Source organism: Streptomyces sp. NPDC006872 (assembly GCF_040635845.1).
Lineage (GTDB): Bacteria > Actinomycetota > Actinomycetes > Streptomycetales > Streptomycetaceae > Streptomyces.
Genome location: NZ_JBEYIL010000001.1, coordinates 587,547 through 604,616 on the forward strand (window position 1 = coordinate 587,547; position 17,070 = coordinate 604,616).

Annotated in this window: 14 protein-coding genes; 4 read left to right on the forward strand and 10 right to left on the reverse strand. The window is 71.1% G+C overall.

From position 1 onward, the window contains the following. Positions 1–115: 115 nt before the first annotated feature. Positions 116–517, reverse strand: coding sequence for a DUF4307 domain-containing protein (locus ABZ725_RS02770; protein ID WP_358800997.1), 402 nt, complete (start codon positions 515–517; stop codon positions 116–118). A gap of 125 nt (positions 518–642) precedes the next feature. On the opposite strand from ABZ725_RS02770, the gene mca reads away from it, so the two are divergent. Next, the gene (gene mca / locus ABZ725_RS02775; RefSeq protein WP_358801364.1) at positions 643–1,503 is read left to right on the forward strand and encodes a mycothiol conjugate amidase Mca; all 861 of its coding nucleotides are present in this window, start codon (positions 643–645) and stop codon (positions 1,501–1,503) included. Then, positions 1,496–1,774 (forward strand): hypothetical protein, encoded by a 279-nt coding sequence (locus ABZ725_RS02780; RefSeq protein ID WP_358800998.1) that lies wholly within the window; start codon positions 1,496–1,498, stop codon positions 1,772–1,774. Before mca ends, ABZ725_RS02780 begins: the two co-directional genes overlap by 8 nt. A gap of 88 nt (positions 1,775–1,862) precedes the next feature. Here ABZ725_RS02780 and ABZ725_RS02785 read toward each other — a convergent pair whose 3' ends face one another. Next, positions 1,863–5,063, reverse strand: a complete 3,201-nt coding sequence (locus tag ABZ725_RS02785) for a tetratricopeptide repeat protein (protein WP_358800999.1) — start codon at positions 5,061–5,063, stop codon at positions 1,863–1,865. Between the two features lie 177 nt (positions 5,064–5,240). Here ABZ725_RS02785 and ABZ725_RS02790 point away from each other — a divergent pair, with 177 nt between their 5' ends. Further along, positions 5,241–7,274: a thioredoxin domain-containing protein gene (locus ABZ725_RS02790; RefSeq protein WP_351910103.1), complete on the forward strand. Its 2,034-nt coding sequence runs from the start codon at positions 5,241–5,243 to the stop codon at positions 7,272–7,274. Between the two features lie 33 nt (positions 7,275–7,307). Here ABZ725_RS02790 and ABZ725_RS02795 read toward each other — a convergent pair whose 3' ends face one another. The 5 genes from ABZ725_RS02795 to ABZ725_RS02815 form a co-directional block, all read right to left on the reverse strand. Further along, a complete protein-coding gene (locus ABZ725_RS02795) occupies positions 7,308–7,652 on the reverse strand; it encodes a hypothetical protein (RefSeq protein ID WP_358801000.1) in 345 nt (114 codons plus the stop codon). Between the two features lie 47 nt (positions 7,653–7,699). Beyond that, positions 7,700–8,431, reverse strand: a complete 732-nt coding sequence (locus tag ABZ725_RS02800) for a Mut7-C RNAse domain-containing protein (RefSeq protein WP_358801001.1) — start codon at positions 8,429–8,431, stop codon at positions 7,700–7,702. A 32-nt stretch (positions 8,432–8,463) separates the two neighbouring features. Continuing rightward, positions 8,464–9,102, reverse strand: coding sequence for a TetR family transcriptional regulator (locus ABZ725_RS02805; RefSeq protein WP_358801002.1), 639 nt, complete (start codon positions 9,100–9,102; stop codon positions 8,464–8,466). Next, complete coding sequence (locus tag ABZ725_RS02810; protein ID WP_358801003.1) at positions 9,099–10,664, reverse strand: MFS transporter; 1,566 nt, start codon at positions 10,662–10,664, stop codon at positions 9,099–9,101. The genes ABZ725_RS02805 and ABZ725_RS02810 overlap by 4 nt, the downstream gene beginning before the upstream one ends. Before the next feature lie 111 nt (positions 10,665–10,775). After that, on the reverse strand, positions 10,776–11,489 hold the full coding sequence (locus ABZ725_RS02815) for a hemolysin III family protein (protein WP_358801004.1): 714 nt from the start codon (positions 11,487–11,489) through the stop codon (positions 10,776–10,778). A gap of 327 nt (positions 11,490–11,816) precedes the next feature. Here ABZ725_RS02815 and ABZ725_RS02820 point away from each other — a divergent pair, with 327 nt between their 5' ends. Further along, positions 11,817–13,640 carry a phosphoenolpyruvate carboxykinase (GTP) gene (locus tag ABZ725_RS02820; RefSeq protein ID WP_358801005.1) on the forward strand — a complete coding sequence of 608 codons (1,824 nt, stop codon included), beginning with the start codon at positions 11,817–11,819 and terminating at the stop codon, positions 13,638–13,640. A gap of 116 nt (positions 13,641–13,756) precedes the next feature. On the opposite strand, the gene ABZ725_RS02825 is transcribed toward ABZ725_RS02820, so the two are convergent. The 3 genes from ABZ725_RS02825 to ABZ725_RS02835 are packed head-to-tail and all read right to left on the reverse strand — an operon-like array spanning position 13,757 to position 17,068. Next, the gene (locus ABZ725_RS02825; RefSeq protein ID WP_358801006.1) at positions 13,757–14,359 is read right to left on the reverse strand and encodes a hypothetical protein; all 603 of its coding nucleotides are present in this window, start codon (positions 14,357–14,359) and stop codon (positions 13,757–13,759) included. Further along, positions 14,346–15,893, reverse strand: a complete 1,548-nt coding sequence (locus ABZ725_RS02830) for a VWA domain-containing protein (protein ID WP_358801007.1) — start codon at positions 15,891–15,893, stop codon at positions 14,346–14,348. Before ABZ725_RS02830 ends, ABZ725_RS02825 begins: the two co-directional genes overlap by 14 nt. Further along, entirely contained in the window at positions 15,890–17,068 is a 1,179-nt protein-coding gene (locus ABZ725_RS02835) for a toxic anion resistance protein (RefSeq protein ID WP_358801008.1), read from the reverse strand. Before ABZ725_RS02835 ends, ABZ725_RS02830 begins: the two co-directional genes overlap by 4 nt. Positions 17,069–17,070 lie beyond the last annotated feature (2 nt).

Sequence of the window (17,070 nt, forward strand, 5' to 3'; positions counted from 1 at the left end):
CCACGAGCCTAACAATTCAGCGGGCGAAGGGGGAGGACATAAGGCATCAGAATTACGTCAACGCAGGTCAGCGTGTACGTATTGCGGAGGATGCCCCCGCCTGGACGGCCCGGCGTCAGCCGGCGTGACAGCCGAGCAGCTCCGCCGTCGTGCCCTTGGCCGTCGTACGCAGGGTGACCACCCGGTCGATGCGCGTGTCCGAACCGGAGAAGCGGAAGTCCGCCCGGCCCACCTCGGTGCCGTCCTCGGCCTGTGAGCGGACCGTGCAGTAGCCGTTCGCGCCCGAGTCCTTGCGGACCTCCAGGTGGACCTGCACCGAGTCGTCCGAGGCCACGTCGAAAGCGATCACCTCGGCGCTGATCTTGTTCTGGCCGACGTAGTGGTAGGCGAAGTAGCCGACCACCGCGAGCAGCAGCGCGCCGAGCACGGCGCCGGCGATCTTGAGCTTGTGGTCGGCGTGCTCGTCCGAGGAGCGGCCGTAGCGGCCCTCGGGCAGTCGCGTGCTCGCCGTACTCATGATCGTCCTCCCGGCGCGGAATTAATCGCCCTCCGATTCGGTCACTATAGAAGCCTGCGATCGCGCCGGTTCACACCGGGCGCCGACTTACCGAGGATTGAGTCTTGACTGACCAGCTGCGACTGATGGCCGTCCACGCGCACCCCGACGACGAGTCGAGCAAGGGCGCGGCCACCATGGCCATGTACGTGTCCGAGGGGGTGGACGTGCTGGTGGTGACCTGCACGGGCGGCGAGCGCGGCTCCATCCTCAATCCCAAGCTGCAGGGCGACAAGTACATCGAGGAGCACATCCACGAGGTACGCAAGAAGGAGATGGACGAGGCCAGGGAGATCCTCGGGGTCAAGCAGGAGTGGCTCGGCTTCGTCGACTCCGGGCTGCCCGAGGGCGACCCGCTGCCGCCGCTGCCGGAGGGCTGCTTCGCCCTGGAGGACGTCGACAAGGCGGCCGGCGAGCTGGTGAAGCAGATCCGTTCCTTCCGTCCCCAGGTGATCACCACCTACGACGAGAACGGCGGCTACCCGCACCCCGACCACATCATGACCTACAAGATCTCGGTGGTGGCCTTCGAGGGTGCGGACGACGCCGAGAAGTACCCCGAGGCCGAGTTCGGCCCGGTGTACCGGCCGCTGAAGCTCTACTACAACCAGGGCTTCAACCGCCCGCGCACACTGGCGCTGCACAACGCGATGATCGAGCGCGGCCTGGAGTCGCCCTACGCGGAGTGGCTCAAGCGCTGGGACGAGTTCGGGCAGCCGGAGCGCACGCTGACCACGCACATCCCGTGCGCCGACTTCTACGAGATCCGTGACAAGGCGCTGATCGCCCACGCCACGCAGATCGACCCCGACGGCGGCTGGTTCCGCGTTCCCATGGAGATCCAGCGGGAGGTCTGGCCGACGGAGGAGTACGAGCTCGCGAAGTCCCGCGTCGATACCTCCCTCCCCGAGGACGACCTCTTTGCGGGCATCCGCGACAATGCCTGACATGAGCGCAAGCGTGAGCCTGGCAATGACGCATCTCGTCCCCCTCGCCAAGGAGGTCGACGAGAACAAGGTCACTCCCGGCGTCCTCGGCTTCATCGTCTTCGCGGCGATGGCGGTGGCGGTGTGGGCCCTGATGAAGTCCATGAACAAGCACATGGGCAAGGTCGACTTCAGCGAGTCGACGGGCCCGGACGAAACCTCCGGCAAGGGCGCGCCGGCGAGCGCGCCGAGCACCGCGCCGACGACCGGGAAGCCGTCGTCGGCGACCTGACGCGAGGGCGAAGGCGGGGGGGCGGGGGTGTGGGCGAATCGCCCCGTCTCCGCTCCGCCCCGAGGCTCCCCGCCGACGCCGGTGTCGGCTACCCCGTGGGGAGCTCCACGCCCATGATCTCGCGGCCGTGTCTGCTCGGGACCATTCCCAGGCGCCAGGCCTGCCAGCCCGACTCCAGGCGGATGCCGCGCTCCAGGAGCAGGGCGTAGGCCTCCAGGCATTCGGTGAGGCGGCCGTCGCGCAGCGGGTGGTGGGTCCGGCTCAGCTGGGCCAGTTCCTCCTGGGCCACCGCCGTGCCGACCACGACACCGCCCGGGGCCGCGTACGGCAGCAGGGTGCAGCGCAGGAAGCGCGCCCAGTCCTCGCCGCGCCGGTCGCCGTAGGACGCGAACAGGGCCGTCGCCTCCTCGCACAGGGCCAGGGCGGCCTGGGCACGGGCGTTGCCCGCGTCGACGATCGCCAGCTCCAGGCAGGTCCAGGCCTCGCCGTGGGGGACCCCGATGCGCTGGAAGTCGGCGCGGGCGTCGACCAGCAGCTGCCGGGCGAAGCCGGAGTTGCGCAGGGAGCCGGTCTGCGCGGCGCGCTGGTCGCGGGTCACCCGGGCCGAGTGGTGCCGGGCGCAGGCCAGGCCGTAGACGTCCCGCATCCGGGAGAAGAGGCTGCGGGAACGTTCCAGCTCGCGGACGGCATGGTCGAGGTCGCCCGTCTCCTCCAGGGCCAGACCCAGGTAGTAGATCGTCCAGGCCTCGCCGCGCGCGTCCTCGTTGTCCCGGTGCCTGGCCGCCGCCCGGCGCAGATCCTCGGCCGCCGGGCCGGGATCGCCGGTGATCATCCGGGCCCGGGCCAGCTGGGTCAGGGCCCAGGCCTCGCCGCGGGCGTCGCGGGTGCGGCCGTACAGATCGAGGGCCTGACGCAGCTCGGCCTCGGCCTGCGGGACGTCGCCGCGCCGTAGATGCAGCTGGCCCAGCTGGAAGTGCGCCCATGCCTCACCGTGCACGGAGCCGCCCTCGCGGTGCAGGACCAGGGAGCGGGTGAGCAGGTCCAGGGCCTCGGCGAGGTGGGCGCGGTCCCGCTCCACCGCGGCCAGCGCGTGCATCGTCCAGGCGCGGTCCGTGGCCAGCTCGGGCGCGGCCTGCAGGTCCATCGCCTCCCGCAGCTTCGCCGCCGCCTCGGTGAGCTGGCCCTGGTGGTGCAGGGTGATGCCCAGCGAGCACAGGGCGCGCGCCGCGCCCGCGTCGTGATGGGCCTGGAGATAGAGGTCGACGACCGAGCTGAGCGTGGTGCGGGCCTTGTCGAGCTCGCCCAGCTGACGGGCCGCGATGCCCGTACGCCACTGCACGGACCGGACCAGCAGGTCCTGGCCGACCGACTGGGCCAGCTCGCTGATCTCACCGAGCCGGTAGAGGTCGCCGCGCAGCAGGCAGTAGTCGCACAGTGCGCCCAGCAGGCTCATGACAGCGTTCTGGTCGACGCCCTCCGCGTGCCGCAGCGTCGCCGTGATGAAGCTGGACTCGTCGTCCAGCCAGCGCAGCGCCTCGTCCAGGGAGGTGAAGCCGTGCGGGGTGAAACGGTCCGAGCGGGTCGACATGTTGCCGTCGACCAGCCGCAGCACGGAGTCGGCGAGCTCGGCGTAGCTGACGATCAGACGCTCCTGGGCGGCCGAGCGGTCGGTCTGCTCCTCCTCGTCCAGCAGGCGGGCCTGCGCGAAGGCGCGGACCAGGTCGTGCAGGCGGTAGCGGTCGCCGCGGACCAGGTCGACCAGACCGGCGTCGGCGAGGGCCGCGAGATGCCGCGCCGCCTCCCCGCGGTCCGTGGCGAGCAGTGCGGCCGCCGCGGCCGCGCCGAGCGAGGCCCGCCCGGCCAGCGCCAGCCGGCGCAGCAGCCTGCGCGGCACCTCCGGCTGGTCGGTGTAGCGCAGCCACAGCGCGCGCTCGACCGGCTCCACCGGACCGTACGCGCCCAGATCCGCGGCCAGTGCGCGCGGCGAGCGCGGGCCCAGCGAGGAGCCCGCCACGCGCAGGGCCAGCGGCAGCCCGCCGCACAACTCGGTGATCCGGTCGGCGGATTCGGCGTCGTACGGACCCGAGGCGTCCTGCGCCGCCACGCCCAGCAGTTCCTCCGCACCCGCCGCCTCCAGCGGGCGCACCGCCAGCTCGTGCACCCACGCGGACAGCTCGGCCGGCAGCGCGGGCGGGGTCCGTGCGGTGATCAGGACGAGGCTGTCGGAGCGTTCGGGGACGAGCGCGCGGATCTGCTCCGCGTCGGAGGCGTCATCGAGGACGACGATGACCGGCAGGCCCGTCAGATGCTGCTGATACAGCTCGCCCAGCCGTTTGACCTGCTGGTCCGCGGAGGAACGCTCGCGGAAGAGAAGCTGCTCGCGGGGCGCGCCCAGCCGGTTCAGCAGGTGCAGCAGGGCGTCCCTGGTGGGCAGCGGCGTCTCCTGGGCGCTGTCGCCGCGCAGATCCACCACGCATGCGCCGCGGAACTGGTCCCGCAGATCGTGCGCGGCCCGCACCGCGAGCGTCGTGCGGCCGCTGCCGGGGTCGCCGTGCAGCACGACCACGGTGGGCCGGGTCTCCGTGCTGGCCCGCGCCGACTGCACCCACTGCCGGATCTGCGCGACCTCCGCCCGACGTCCCGCGAACGGACCGGACGGCTCCGGGAGTTGGGTGAAGGACTGCGCCAGCACCGTCCGCCCGCGTGCCGCCGCGCTCTTGTCCGTGCCGCGCAGCTGCGGTCCCGGCGTCTTCTTCGCCCCGGTCGTCGCGCTCAGCACCCGCTGCTGGTCCAGGAACGGCCGGATGCCCCGCACCTCGAGCGCCGTGAGCCACTGCAGCCGCAGTTGCTCGGCGCCGCCGGGCTGTCCCGCCTCGCCGGCCCGGTGATGCGCGGCCGGCAGATGCGAGCCCGCCACCTTCACGACGGTCGCGGCGGCCCCGACGACCCCGACGGCCATCCCGGCCCCGAGCGCCGTGCCCGGGCCCGTGCCCAGCGCGAGGTCGGCGACCGCCGTCGTCACGGCGGCAACACCCGCCACCAGTAACGGAGTCCGGCCGCCTTCGCGTGCGTACCGCTGCCCGAAACTGATCCGCCGGGCCTCCGACTCCTCCAGGGCACGCGCATACGCCTCGTACTCCTCGGCGGCCGTCTGCGCCATGGCGTCCAACGCGCCACGGGCCCGGGTCAGCAACGCCTGGCGATCGGTACGCCCGCCGGACCGCCGTACCTCCTCCTCCACGGCCCGCGCCAACAACCGCTCGGCTTCCGCCCTATGGCCGTCCCGCATGTCCCGTCCCCCTCCGGCGGTCACACATTTCTTGGTCAAGTGTGCTGCGGGCGGCTCCGTGACGCGAGGGGGCGTGGGCCGCGATCGTCCCGCCCGGTCGGGGCCTCGGCGCGCGAGGCCGGCGTCCGGTGGACGTCTGACGCATGAGCGGCGGGGTACTGCGGCAGGATGGACCCCATGCCGAACCGACTGGCTCATGAGACATCCCCCTACCTCCTCCAGCACGCCGACAACCCCGTCGACTGGTGGCCCTGGTCGGCCGAGGCCTTCGAGGAGGCGCGCAGGCGGGGGGTGCCGGTGCTGTTGAGCGTGGGGTACAGCAGCTGTCACTGGTGCCATGTCATGGCGCACGAGTCCTTCGAGGACCAGGAGACCGCCGACCAGCTCAACGCGCACTTCGTCAACGTCAAGGTCGACCGCGAGGAGCGTCCCGACGTCGACGCCGTCTACATGGAGGCCGTGCAGGCGGCCACCGGGCAGGGCGGCTGGCCGATGACCGTGTTTCTCACGGCCGAGGCCGAGCCGTTCTACTTCGGGACGTACTTTCCGCCCGCTCCGCGGCACGGCATGCCCTCCTTCCGGCAGGTGCTGGAGGGGGTCCGGCAGGCGTGGACCGAGCGGCGGGACGAGGTGGCCGAGGTCGCCGGGAAGATCGTGCGGGATCTGGCGGGGCGGGAGATCTCCTACGGGGACGGTCGGGCGCCCGGCGAGCAGGAGCTGTCACAGGCGTTGCTCGGGCTGACCCGGGAGTACGACCCGCAGCGGGGCGGGTTCGGCGGGGCGCCGAAGTTTCCGCCGTCGATGGTCGTCGAGTTCCTGCTGCGGCATCACGCGCGGACCGGGGCCGAGGGCGCCCTGCAGATGGCGCAGGACACATGTGAGCGGATGGCCCGGGGAGGGATCTACGACCAGCTCGGCGGCGGGTTCGCCCGGTACTCCGTCGACCGTGACTGGGTCGTGCCCCATTTCGAGAAGATGCTGTACGACAATGCGCTGCTGTGTCGTGTGTATGCCCATCTCTGGCGGGCCACCGGTAGCGAGCTTGCCCGTCGGGTCGCGTTGGAGACCGCCGACTTCATGGTGCGGGAGCTGCGGACCGACCAGGGCGGGTTCGCCTCGGCGCTCGACGCCGACAGCGACGACGGGAGCGGGAAGCACGTCGAGGGCGCCTACTACGCGTGGACGCCCGCGCAGCTCGCCGAGGCGCTCGGGCCGGACGACGCGGAGCTTGCCGCCCGCTACTTCGGAGTCACCGAGGAGGGCACCTTCGAGCATGGCTCCTCCGTTCTCCAGCTCCCGCAGCAGGACGGGGTCTTCGACGCCGAGAAGATCGCCGACATCAAGGAGCGGCTGCTCCGCAAGCGCGCCGAGCGGCCCGCGCCCGGGCGGGACGACAAGGTCGTCGCCGCGTGGAACGGGCTCGCGATCGCCGCGCTCGCCGAGACCGGCGCCTACTTCGACCGCCCCGATCTCGTGGACGCGGCTCTCGCCGCCGCCGACCTCCTCGTCCGGCTGCATCTCGACGACCTGGCCCGTATCGCCCGTACCAGCAAGGACGGGCAGGTCGGGGCCAACGCGGGCGTCCTGGAGGACTACGCCGACGTCGCCGAGGGGTTCCTCGCGCTCGCCTCGGTCACCGGGGAGGGCGTCTGGCTGGAGTTCGCCGGGTTCCTCCTCGACCATGTCCTCGTCCGGTTCGTCGACCCCGAGTCCGGTGCGCTGTTCGACACCGCGGCCGACGCCGAGCAGCTCATCCGGCGTCCGCAGGATCCGACCGACAACGCCGTCCCGTCCGGCTGGACCGCCGCCGCCGGGGCGCTGCTGAGCTACGCGGCCCACACCGGTTCCGAGCCGCACCGCACCGCCGCGGAACGGGCGTTGGGGGTGGTGAAGGCGCTCGGGCCACGGGTGCCCCGGTTCATCGGGTGGGGGCTCGCCGCCGCCGAGGCGCTGCTCGACGGGCCGCGTGAGGTCGCCGTCGTCGGCTCCGACCTGGACGACAAGGCCTCGAAAGCCCTTCTTCGCACGGCGCTTCTGGGGACCGCCCCGGGAGCCGTCGTCGCGTTCGGGACCCCGGGGAGCGACGAGTTCCCGTTGCTCGCCGACCGGCCGCTGAGCGGCGGCGAGCCGACCGCGTACGTCTGCCGCAACTTCACGTGCGACGCCCCGACCACCGACCCGGAGCGGCTGCGCACCGCGCTGAACGGCTGAAGGGCCGAGCGGCCGAGCGGCCGAGCGGCGAGCTCAGGCGCCGCTGAGGATCATCGCGCCCAGCGTGAGCTGAGCACCCCACTGCACCCCCACGGCCCCGAGCCTCGCGTACGTCCAGCGGGCTCGGGGCCACACCAGTGCCGCCAGCCCGGCCAGCACGGACAGCCAGAACACGCCGTACAGGGCGCTGCCGGGGACCGTGGAGCACCGCTCGCCGTAGGTCAGACAGCGGCCGCCGCGCTCGGTGGACAGCACGGCCAGCCAGGCGAGGCCGACGGTCGGCAGCAGCGACACGAGTCCGGCCACGGCCCAGCCGGCGAGGAGGCTGTCCTTGTGCTGTGGTGTGAGCGTGACCTGCTGCGGGGCGGTGGTGTTCATGGCCCCATCCCACCGCGCGGCAGGGCTGTCCGTGAGGGCCGGCGTACTCAGTTCCCCTGCGCACGCATGCTCAGGGCGTCCTCGACGATCGCCACCAGCTGTTCGTGGTGGGCGCCCTTCCAGTACGCGCGCCCGCAGGAGCGGCACTGGGCGAAGACGTCGTACGACTTCTGCGTGCCGTGTCGCAGCTGGTCGGCGACCTCGTCCTTGGTGGCTTCCTTCAGGAGGCCGTTGCAGGCCGTGCACCGGGTCCAGGGGAGCAGTTCGGGTGCGAACCGGTCGAGGACGTCACGGAGTTGCTGCTCGGGGTCGGTGCTGTAGACGTAGGCGCCCGCCCACAGCTCGCGGCGGCGCAGCAGGCCGCGGTCGCGGCTGAGCATGACGCGCTGCTGCGCCGCCGAGCGGGCGGCGAGCGCCGGGTCGCCGATGTCGGTCGACTCGTACGCCGCGTCCACGCCGAGCAGCCGCAGCCGGCGGGCGAGGGTGCCGAGGTGGACGTCGAGGATGAAGCGCAGGGGAGCGCCCGGGACCAGCTGGGGGCGGGCGACCGGGTGGACGGTGACCGACTCGCCGTCGGCCGGGATGTGCGAGACCCGTACCTCGCGGCCGTCGACGAGCAGGGCGCCGACCTCCGTGAGGGGCACCCCGAGGGACTCGACGACATGGCCGAGGGTCGAGGCGCCGTCGACGGCCAGCGCGGTGGCGCCGACGCGCCGGGCGTGCGGGACGAACAGGGCGAGCTCGGGGGAGATTTCGACGCGGATCTCGGGTGCGTTCACCTGGTCAGGATGGCATGGGCGGAGGTGGGGGCTCAGCGGGTTTCCTTGCCGAGGCCGTGCTCCAGGACGTCCAGCGCGCGGTCGACGAGGCTTGCGAAGTCGTCCTGGTGGCCCTGTTCGGCCCAGTACAGGGACGTCTCCATCAGGCCGCCGATGAGGGACATCGCGTAGACGCGGACCTCCAGACTGTCGGGGTCGCGGCCGGTGCGCTCGCCGATCGCGGTGCAGATCATGCGGCCGGTGACCGACATGCTCTCCATCATCCGCGAGCGCACGGCAGGGATCTGGACCATGAGGTGGGTGCGCATCCGCGCCACCTCGATGTCCTCCTGGATGCCCTGGCGGACGCCTTCCCGCATCACGTACCGCATGGTCTCCGGCACCGGCTCGTCCGCCGGGCGGGCCAGCAGCGTCTCCAGGAGGACCGGGTCGTACTCGTCGGTGAGCACGATGTCCTCCTTGGTGGGGAAGTAGCGGAAGACGGTCGAGGGCGACACCTCGGCACGCTCGGCGATCTGGTCGATCGTCGTGGCGTCGTACCCCTGTTCCTTGACCAGCGCATAGGTCGCGGTGCGGATCGCCTCGCGGGTCTTGATCTTCTTGCGCTCACGCAGGCCCGGCTGGGGGCGGTCGGCGGAAGAGCTGAAAGGTGCGGCCGTCATGTTGCTCATTGTCGGGCATCGGCCGTGGTGGCGGCCATGGCGGTGTCGTCGCTCACCTTGCGCGCCGCCCCGGACGTGCCAGGCAGGAACGCCGCCGCCAGCAGTGCGGAGACCAGGGCGGCGATCGCGCACACCAGCATGACCAGGCCCATGCCGTGCACATAGGCGCTGTTCGCGGAGGCGGCGAGATCGGTCAGGCGGGCCTTCTCGGCGATCAGATGGGCGGCGACCACCGAGTCCCCGGCGGTGTCCGCGGCCCCGGCGGGCAGACCGGTGACGTCGAGACGGTCGCGGAAGGCGCCCGCGAGCAGACTGCCGAGCAGGGCGATGCCGATCGCGCCGCCGACCTGGCGGAAGGTCATCAGCAGGCCGGAGCCGCTGCCGGCCCGGTCGGAGGGCAGGGCGCCCAGCGCGCCGGACATCGCGGGCACGACCGAGAAGCCGAAGCCGGCCCCGGCGAGCGACAGCCACAGCGCGACGAAGCCGTAGCCGGAGTCCACCGTCGTCCGGCTGCCGAGGAGGGCGGCGAAGGCCAGCACCACCAGGCCCGCGCTCACCACGGCCCGCGCTCCGAACCGGGCGACGACCGGCTGGGCGGTCCGCGCGGCGACGAGCAGGCCGCCCATCAGCGGCAGCAGCCGCACACCGGTGCCGAGGGAGTCATGGCCGAGGACGGCCTGGAGATAGGGCGGCAGGACGAACATCAGTCCGGACAGCACGAACATCACGAGGGTCGCGGCGAGCGTGTTGAACAGGAACCCCCGGTGGGCGAGGAGCCCCATGTCGAGCATCGGCCGCACGGCGCGCCGCTCGCGCAGCACGAGTGCGGTGATCAGCACGACGGACGCGGTGAACATCGCCAGGACCAGGGGGTCGGTCCAGCCGCGGGTGGGGGCCTCGATGATCGCGTAGATGAGCGCGGCGAGGCCGGCCGCGGTGAGCGCGGTGGAGACGGTGTCGACCTTGGGGGAGGCGGGGTCGCGGGTCTCCGGCAGCAGGAAGACGCAGGCGGCGATGCCGATGGCGGCCATCGGGAGGTTGATCAGGAAGACCGAGCCCCACCAGAAGTGGTTGAGCAGCCAGCCGCCGAGGATCGGCCCGAGCGGCAGACCGAGCGTCGAGCCGGCCGAGACGATGCCGACGGCCTTGGTGCGCTCCTCGGGCGTGAAGAGCGAGGGCAGCACCGACAGCGCGAGCGGGGTGACCAGCGCGGCGCCGACGCCCATGAAGGCGCGGGCGGCGATCACCGCGTCGACGCTCCCGGCGAGGGTGCCGACCAGCGAGCCGACGAGGAAGATGCCGAGCCCGGCGATCAGCATCCGGCGCCGCCCGAACCGGTCGCCGAGGAGTCCGGCCGGGAGCATCAGCGCGGCGAACACGACGATGTACGCGTCCGCCATCCACTGTTGCTGGCCGGTGGTGGCGCCGAGCTGCTCCGCCATCGTCGGGAGGGCCACGTTGAGGATCGTGGTGTCGAAGCCGAGCGTGAGCATGCTCGCGACCAGGGCGCCCAGGGCCCACCAGCGACGGGGGTCGGTGCCCGTCTCGTAGTCGTGCGTGACAGTAGGCATAAAATGATAGTAGCTCTCAAAAGGTGGTTGCTGTCAATCGCGACGCGCTCGAACAAAAAGAACCGGCCACGGCGTGGAGCCGTGACCGGGAGGAAGGCGGAAAAGCGACGGTTACGCGTGCTGGTAGGCCACCAGGGAGATGCCGACGTAGTGGACGACGAACGCGGCGAGCGTGAGGGAGTGGAAGACCTCGTGGAAGCCGAACCAGTTCGGTGAGGGGTTGGGGCGCTTGATGCCGTAGATGACCCCGCCCGCGCTGTACAGCAGGCCGCCGACGATCACCAGGACCAGCACCGCGATGCCGCCCGTGCGCATGAAGTCCGGCAGGAAGAAGACGGCCGCCCAGCCCATCGCGATGTAGCAGGGCGTGTAGAGCCAGCGCGGGGCGCCGACCCAGAAGACCCGGAACATGATCCCCGCGAGGGCCGCCCCCCAGATGCCCCACAGCAGCCACTGACCCTTGGCGCCGGGCAGCAACAGCATGGTCAGCGGCGTGTAGGTGCCCGCGATGATCAGGAAGATGTTCGCGTGGTCGAGTCTGCGCAGGATGCCGTCCATGCGCGCGTTCCAGTTGCCCCGGTGGTACAGGGCGCTCACGCCGAACAGCAGGCAGGCGGTGAGGGCGTAGATGCCGCAGGCGATGCGGCCGCGGGAGGAGTCGGCCAGGGCGGTGAGCACGAGGCCGGAGATCAGTACGGCCGGGAACATGCCCAGATGCAGCCAGCCGCGGAGCTTGGGCTTGATTTCTTGCGGCAGGGAGAGCGCGACGGGGCCGCGGCCGGCGGCCGGCGTGTCCGTTGGCGCGTCGGGGACGGGCGCAGTCATACCCCGAATCGTACCTACGGAACCGTAAGTTACGGATCAGTCCGGCGAGATGCGGGGCGAAGAGTGGCCATCGTCTCACGGGAGTTACGCCAAAGGGGTCCCGTCTGAACGTCATGTGGACGCAAAGAGGCGTCCGTACACCTGGCCGGGCACGTGGCCATCCTCACTCCGCTCACCTGTGAGGCCCTATGGACATATGGGCGGTACCGTCGGATGATCAAATGAGTGCGGTCGACACCGGATGAGCGCCAAGGTCACCACTGAGAAGCATCCGGGTCGCAGCCCCCACGGGGCCTCCAACAAAAAACCCCTCTTCTAGGAGCAATCGTGGCGCGCGACATCGCGGCTCCCCCCGTCATTCCCACCGACCACCAGGAACTCGTCTCCTGGGTGAACGAGATCGCCGAACTGACGCAGCCGGACAACGTGGTCTGGTGTGACGGATCAGAGGCCGAGTACGAGCGACTGTGCGAGGAGCTCGTCGGCAAGGGCACCTTCCGGAAACTCGACCCGATCAAACGCCCGAACTCCTACTACGCGGCCTCCGACCCCACCGACGTCGCCCGCGTCGAGGACCGCACCTTCATCTGCTCCGAGCAGGAGAAGGACGCCGGCCCGACCAACCACTGGAAGGCCCCCGCCGAGATGCGGGAGATCTTCTCCGGTGAGAAGGGCCTGTTCCGCGGCTCGATGCGCGGCCGCACCATGTACGTCGTCCCGTTCTGCATGGGCCCGCTGGGCTCGGACCTCTCCGCGATCGGCGTCGAGATCACCGACTCCGCCTACGTCGCCGTGTCCATGCGCACCATGACCCGCATGGGACAGCCGGTCCTGGACGAACTCGGCGCCGACGGGTTCTTCGTGCGTGCTGTGCACACGCTCGGAGCGCCGCTGGCCGAGGGCGAGGCGGACGTCCCGTGGCCCTGCAACCAGACCAAGTACATCTCGCACTTCCCCGAGAGCCGCGAGATCTGGTCCTACGGATCCGGCTACGGCGGCAACGCCCTGCTCGGCAAGAAGTGCTACGCCCTGCGCATCGCCTCCGTCATGGCCCGCGACGAGGGCTGGCTCGCCGAGCACATGCTGATCCTCAAACTGACCCCGCCGCAAGGCGCGTCGAAGTACGTGGCGGCGGCCTTCCCCTCGGCCTGCGGCAAGACCAACCTCGCCATGCTCGAGCCGACGATCTCCGGCTGGACCGTGGAGACCATCGGCGACGACATAGCCTGGATGCGCTTCGGCGAGGACGGCCGGCTGTACGCCATCAACCCCGAGGCCGGCTTCTTCGGCGTCGCGCCCGGCACCGGTGAGCACACCAACGCCAACGCGATGAAGACGCTGTGGGGCAACTCGGTCTTCACCAACGTGGCGTTGACGGACGACAACGACATCTGGTGGGAGGGCATGACGGAGGAGACTCCGGCCCACCTCACCGACTGGAAGGGCAACGACTGGACGCCGTCCGCGGACGTCCCCGCCGCCCACCCCAACGCCCGCTTCACCGTCCCCGCCGCTCAGTGCCCGATCATCGCGCCCGAGTGGGAGGACCCCAAGGGCGTGCCGATCTCGGCGATCCTCTTCGGCGGCCGGCGCGCGAGCGCGGTCCCGCTGGTGACGGAGTCCTTCGACTGGAACCACGGCGTCTTCCTCGGCGCGAACGTGGCGAGCGAGAAGACCGCCGCCGCCGAGGGCAAGGTCGGCGAGCTGCGCCGCGACCCCTTCGCCATGCTGCCGTTCTGCGGCTACAACATGGGCGACTACATGGGCCACTGGGTCGACGTCGCCAAGGGCAGGGACCAGGCGAAGCTCCCGAAGATCTACTACGTCAACTGGTTCCGCAAGAACGACGAGGGCAAGTTCGTCTGGCCCGGCTTCGGTGAGAACAGCCGCGTCCTGAAGTGGATCGTGGAGCGGCTGGACGGCAAGGCCGAGGGCGTCGAGACGGCGATCGGCGTGCTGCCGGCGAAGGGCGCGCTGGACACGGCGGGTCTCGAACTCGCCGAGGAGGACCTCGACTTCCTGCTCACGGTCGACAAGGAGGTCTGGCGCGAGGAGGCCGCGCTGGTCCCCGAGCACCTGAACACCTTCGGCGATCACACGCCGAAGGAGCTGTGGGACGAGTACCGGGCGCTGGTGCAGCGCCTGGGCTGACGCCCGCCCCGTGATCGGCGAGGCCGCGTACAACGGCGTATGCGGCCCTGGGTCTGTCGTCCGCTCCCCGTCCGCCCCGACGGGGAGCAGACGACAGACCCTCGCCTGTGCGGTGACTACTGTGAGCGGTCTTCCAAGTAACGCGTGTGGGTCTCCTGGCGTCTGGCCTCGATCTCCCTCAGGGCGCTCGCCAATCGCTCCGCCTCCTCCTGCAGCAATGTCAGCTGTCGCTCCAGGTGGCGCTCCGGGGGTTCCTGGCCCGGTGTCATCCTCGTCCACCAGCGTGCCCGTACGAAGCTGTCGACCGCCTCCGGCAGGTCCTGGCGCACGGTCCGCGACAGGGTGTGGACGCCCTCCGGGTCCTGGGCGAGGATCTCGGCGACCCAGCCCGGTTCCAGCAGCGCGGTCAGCAGGCCGGTGAGTTCGGTGAGGCGGCCGGCGGCGGCCGGGGGCAGATCGACCTCCGCGAGGTACTCGCCGAGCCGCTCGAAGTCTCCGCGCACTTCGTCGAGCTGGGCGGACGGGTCCGGGAAGTCGGGCAGCGGGGGCCGCTCCGGCGGGGCGATCAGCGCGCCCGCGCCGTAGAGGCCGACGACCACGACCGGCCAGTACGGGCCCGCGACGCCGGTGAAGGTCAGGACGAGGCCGACCAGTCCCGCCGCGCTGCCGGTGATGTTCTTGCGGGACTCCAGGTACCCGACGAACCTACTGGTAGCCACGGATCTCCTCGAAGGCGCCGTCCAGCGAGCCCTTCTGGGCGTCGAAGAGCCGGCCGCCGGTCAGCTCGGCGATGTGCTCCAGCTCCCCCCGGTCGGAGTCGCCGAAGAGGATGGGGAAGACGGGGATGTCCTGCCGTTCGGCGCTGAGGGCCTGGTAGAAGCCGTCGAAGTCGCCGGCCTTCGCGCCCGCGGTGTTCTCCCCGTCGGTCATGAGCACGATCGAGGTGAACGCGTCCCGGTCGGCGCCGAGATGGTCGTACGCCTTCTCCAGCGAGGTGTAGATGGCCGTGTCCCCGTCGGCCGCCAGTTCCTTGGTGTCCTTGCGGATCGCGGCGAGCCCGGTGTCGGGGTCGGTGGGGCTGACGACATGCGTCCTGACGCTCTTCACATCCGATCCGAACGGCATCAGCGTCACCTCCTCGCGGTCCCGGAAGTCGTCGGTCAGGTCGGTGAGGGCGTCCTTGAGGCGGCGCAGCCGATCGCCCTGCATCGAGCCGGAGGTGTCGAGGACGTACACCGTCCGCGAGGGGCGGCGCAGTTCGTTCTCGTAGGCGTCGAGCAGCCCGTCGGCGACGGATCGGCTGCCGGGGAACGGCAGTTCGCGCCGACGGGTGGTGTCGAGACCGGGCGCGGGCGGCACGGAGGCGACGACCGGGCGGCGGTGCGTCTTGGCGGTGATCAGCCGCTGGACGGCCTCCGTGCGCAGCGCGTCGGTCACCCGCTTGACGTTGTCGCGGGTCGTCGCGTCGGTCGCGGCGAGGGAGGAGAGGGGGTAGTCGGCGGTGACGACGCCGTCGGTGGGCCGGATCACGGTCAGTCCCGGGATGCCCTTCAGCACGGACTCGTAGTTGAGCAGGGCGTCGACGTCGCCGCGTCTGGCGTACGCGTTCGCCAGCCAGCCGGACGAACCCGAGGTCAGCTGCTGTCCCTTGAAGAACTCCTTCAGCCTCGGGGTCGCCTTCGCGACATCCGCGTCGGTGAGCGCGGACTGGGCTCCTGAGAGCGCCGAGGCGACCGAGACGAGAGTGGAGAAACCGGAGTTGGAGCGGGCCGGGTCGGTCATGCCGTAGGTGAGTCTGCCGTCCTGGACGGCCTGCTCGATCTGCGACCAGGTGACCTGGTCGGCCTTCCAGCCGAGGGAGGTCAGCGTCGCGGTCTTCATCCCGAGGGCCACCGGGCTCGACATGATCGGCGTCTCCGAGACGATCTTCTTCGCCGCGTCGGGGCGCAGTCGCAGATAGTCGTCGGAGGACAGCCACACGGCGTCGTACCTGCCGTCCGTGCCGCTCTTCGCCAGCACGTTCACGGCGTCCAGGGTGCCCATGTAGGTGGGCCGGATCGTGACGCCGGTGTCCTTGCGGACCTGCTCCAGCACGGGGGCCATATCGCTCAGCTCGCTGGAGGCGAGGACGCGGAGGGTGCCGGGGCGGGCGGCTTCGGGGTCCTTCTCGTCCCCGTCGGCCGCCGCCGAGCAGGCGGTGAGCACAAGAGCGAGGGCGGTCAGCGCGAGGAGGGGCCGAAGAGGCTGTCTCATGAGAGGCCGCCTTCCAGCGCGCCCCGCGACCGGCTGCGGTCCAGGTAGACACTGGCCTGCTGGAGTTCGGCCGTGAGGTTCTCCACGGTCACCGCCATCGCCTCGGTCGCCTGCACCTTGTAGGTGTCGATGGCGTCGAGGGTGCGGTAGATCTGCTGGAAGGCGGAGCGCAGGGTCTCGGCGCCGACGGCCGGGTCGGCGGCGATGCGCTGGATCTCCCCGCTCTGCGTCGCCAGCATCTCCGCGTTGCCCCGGATGAGGTCCTCGGTGGTGCCGCGCAGGGCGTTGACCTGCTCGATGACCTTCTTCTGGTTGTCGAGCGCGGAGGCCAGCATGACCGAGATGCGCAGCGCCGAGACCGTGGTCGTGGCGGCCCGGTCGACGCCCTTGATCAGCTCGTCGTTGTTGCGGCGGACGACGTCCATGGCGAGGTAGCCCTGTGCGCACACCGCGAGCTGGGTGAGCAGGTCCTGGTGCTTCTGCCGGACCGGGAAGAGGACGTCGGCGCGCAGGCTGTCGGCCCGCTCGGGGTCGGTGATCTCGGTGCCGGAGATCTGCTGTTCGACGGCCGAGTCCAGGGCGTCGGTCAGGACGATGTACTCCTGGAGCTTGCCCATGGTCTCCCACAACCGGACCCGCTCGGTCTGCAACGCGGCGTTGTCGCGCCGCAGTTCGTCCTGGCCGCCGCGCAGCGAGCCCACGATCTTGTTGAGCGTGCCTTGCGCGGAGGCGTACTTGGCGACGTGGTCGCGCAGCTTGTTGCCGCCGGGGAGCCTGGAGAGGAACTTGCGGCCCTTGCTCGCCGGCAGATCCCGCGGGTCCAGGTCCTCGACCACGCGCCGGAGTTCGACGAGCGAGCCGGCGACCTGCGACTGGGCGTCCCCGCCCTTGTCCGGCAGGCTCCGGATGGTCCGCTCCAGCATGCGGTTGGACTGCGCGGCGGCCGTGCGCATCTCGCCGGCGCCGAGCGCGGTGATCTCGCCGACCTTGCCGACGAACTCGGGCGAGCGGGCGTCCAGCGCGGTGAGGCCTTCGACGTAGGCGGCGGCCTTGGTCGCCATGTCCGTGCGGACGGAGTCGTCGACGGGGACGAGTCCGCCGGCCCTCTCGCGCGGCACGGCGGCGACCGCCTCGGGCGGGGTGAGGGTGAAGTCGCTGTCGGTGGTGTTGCTCATGT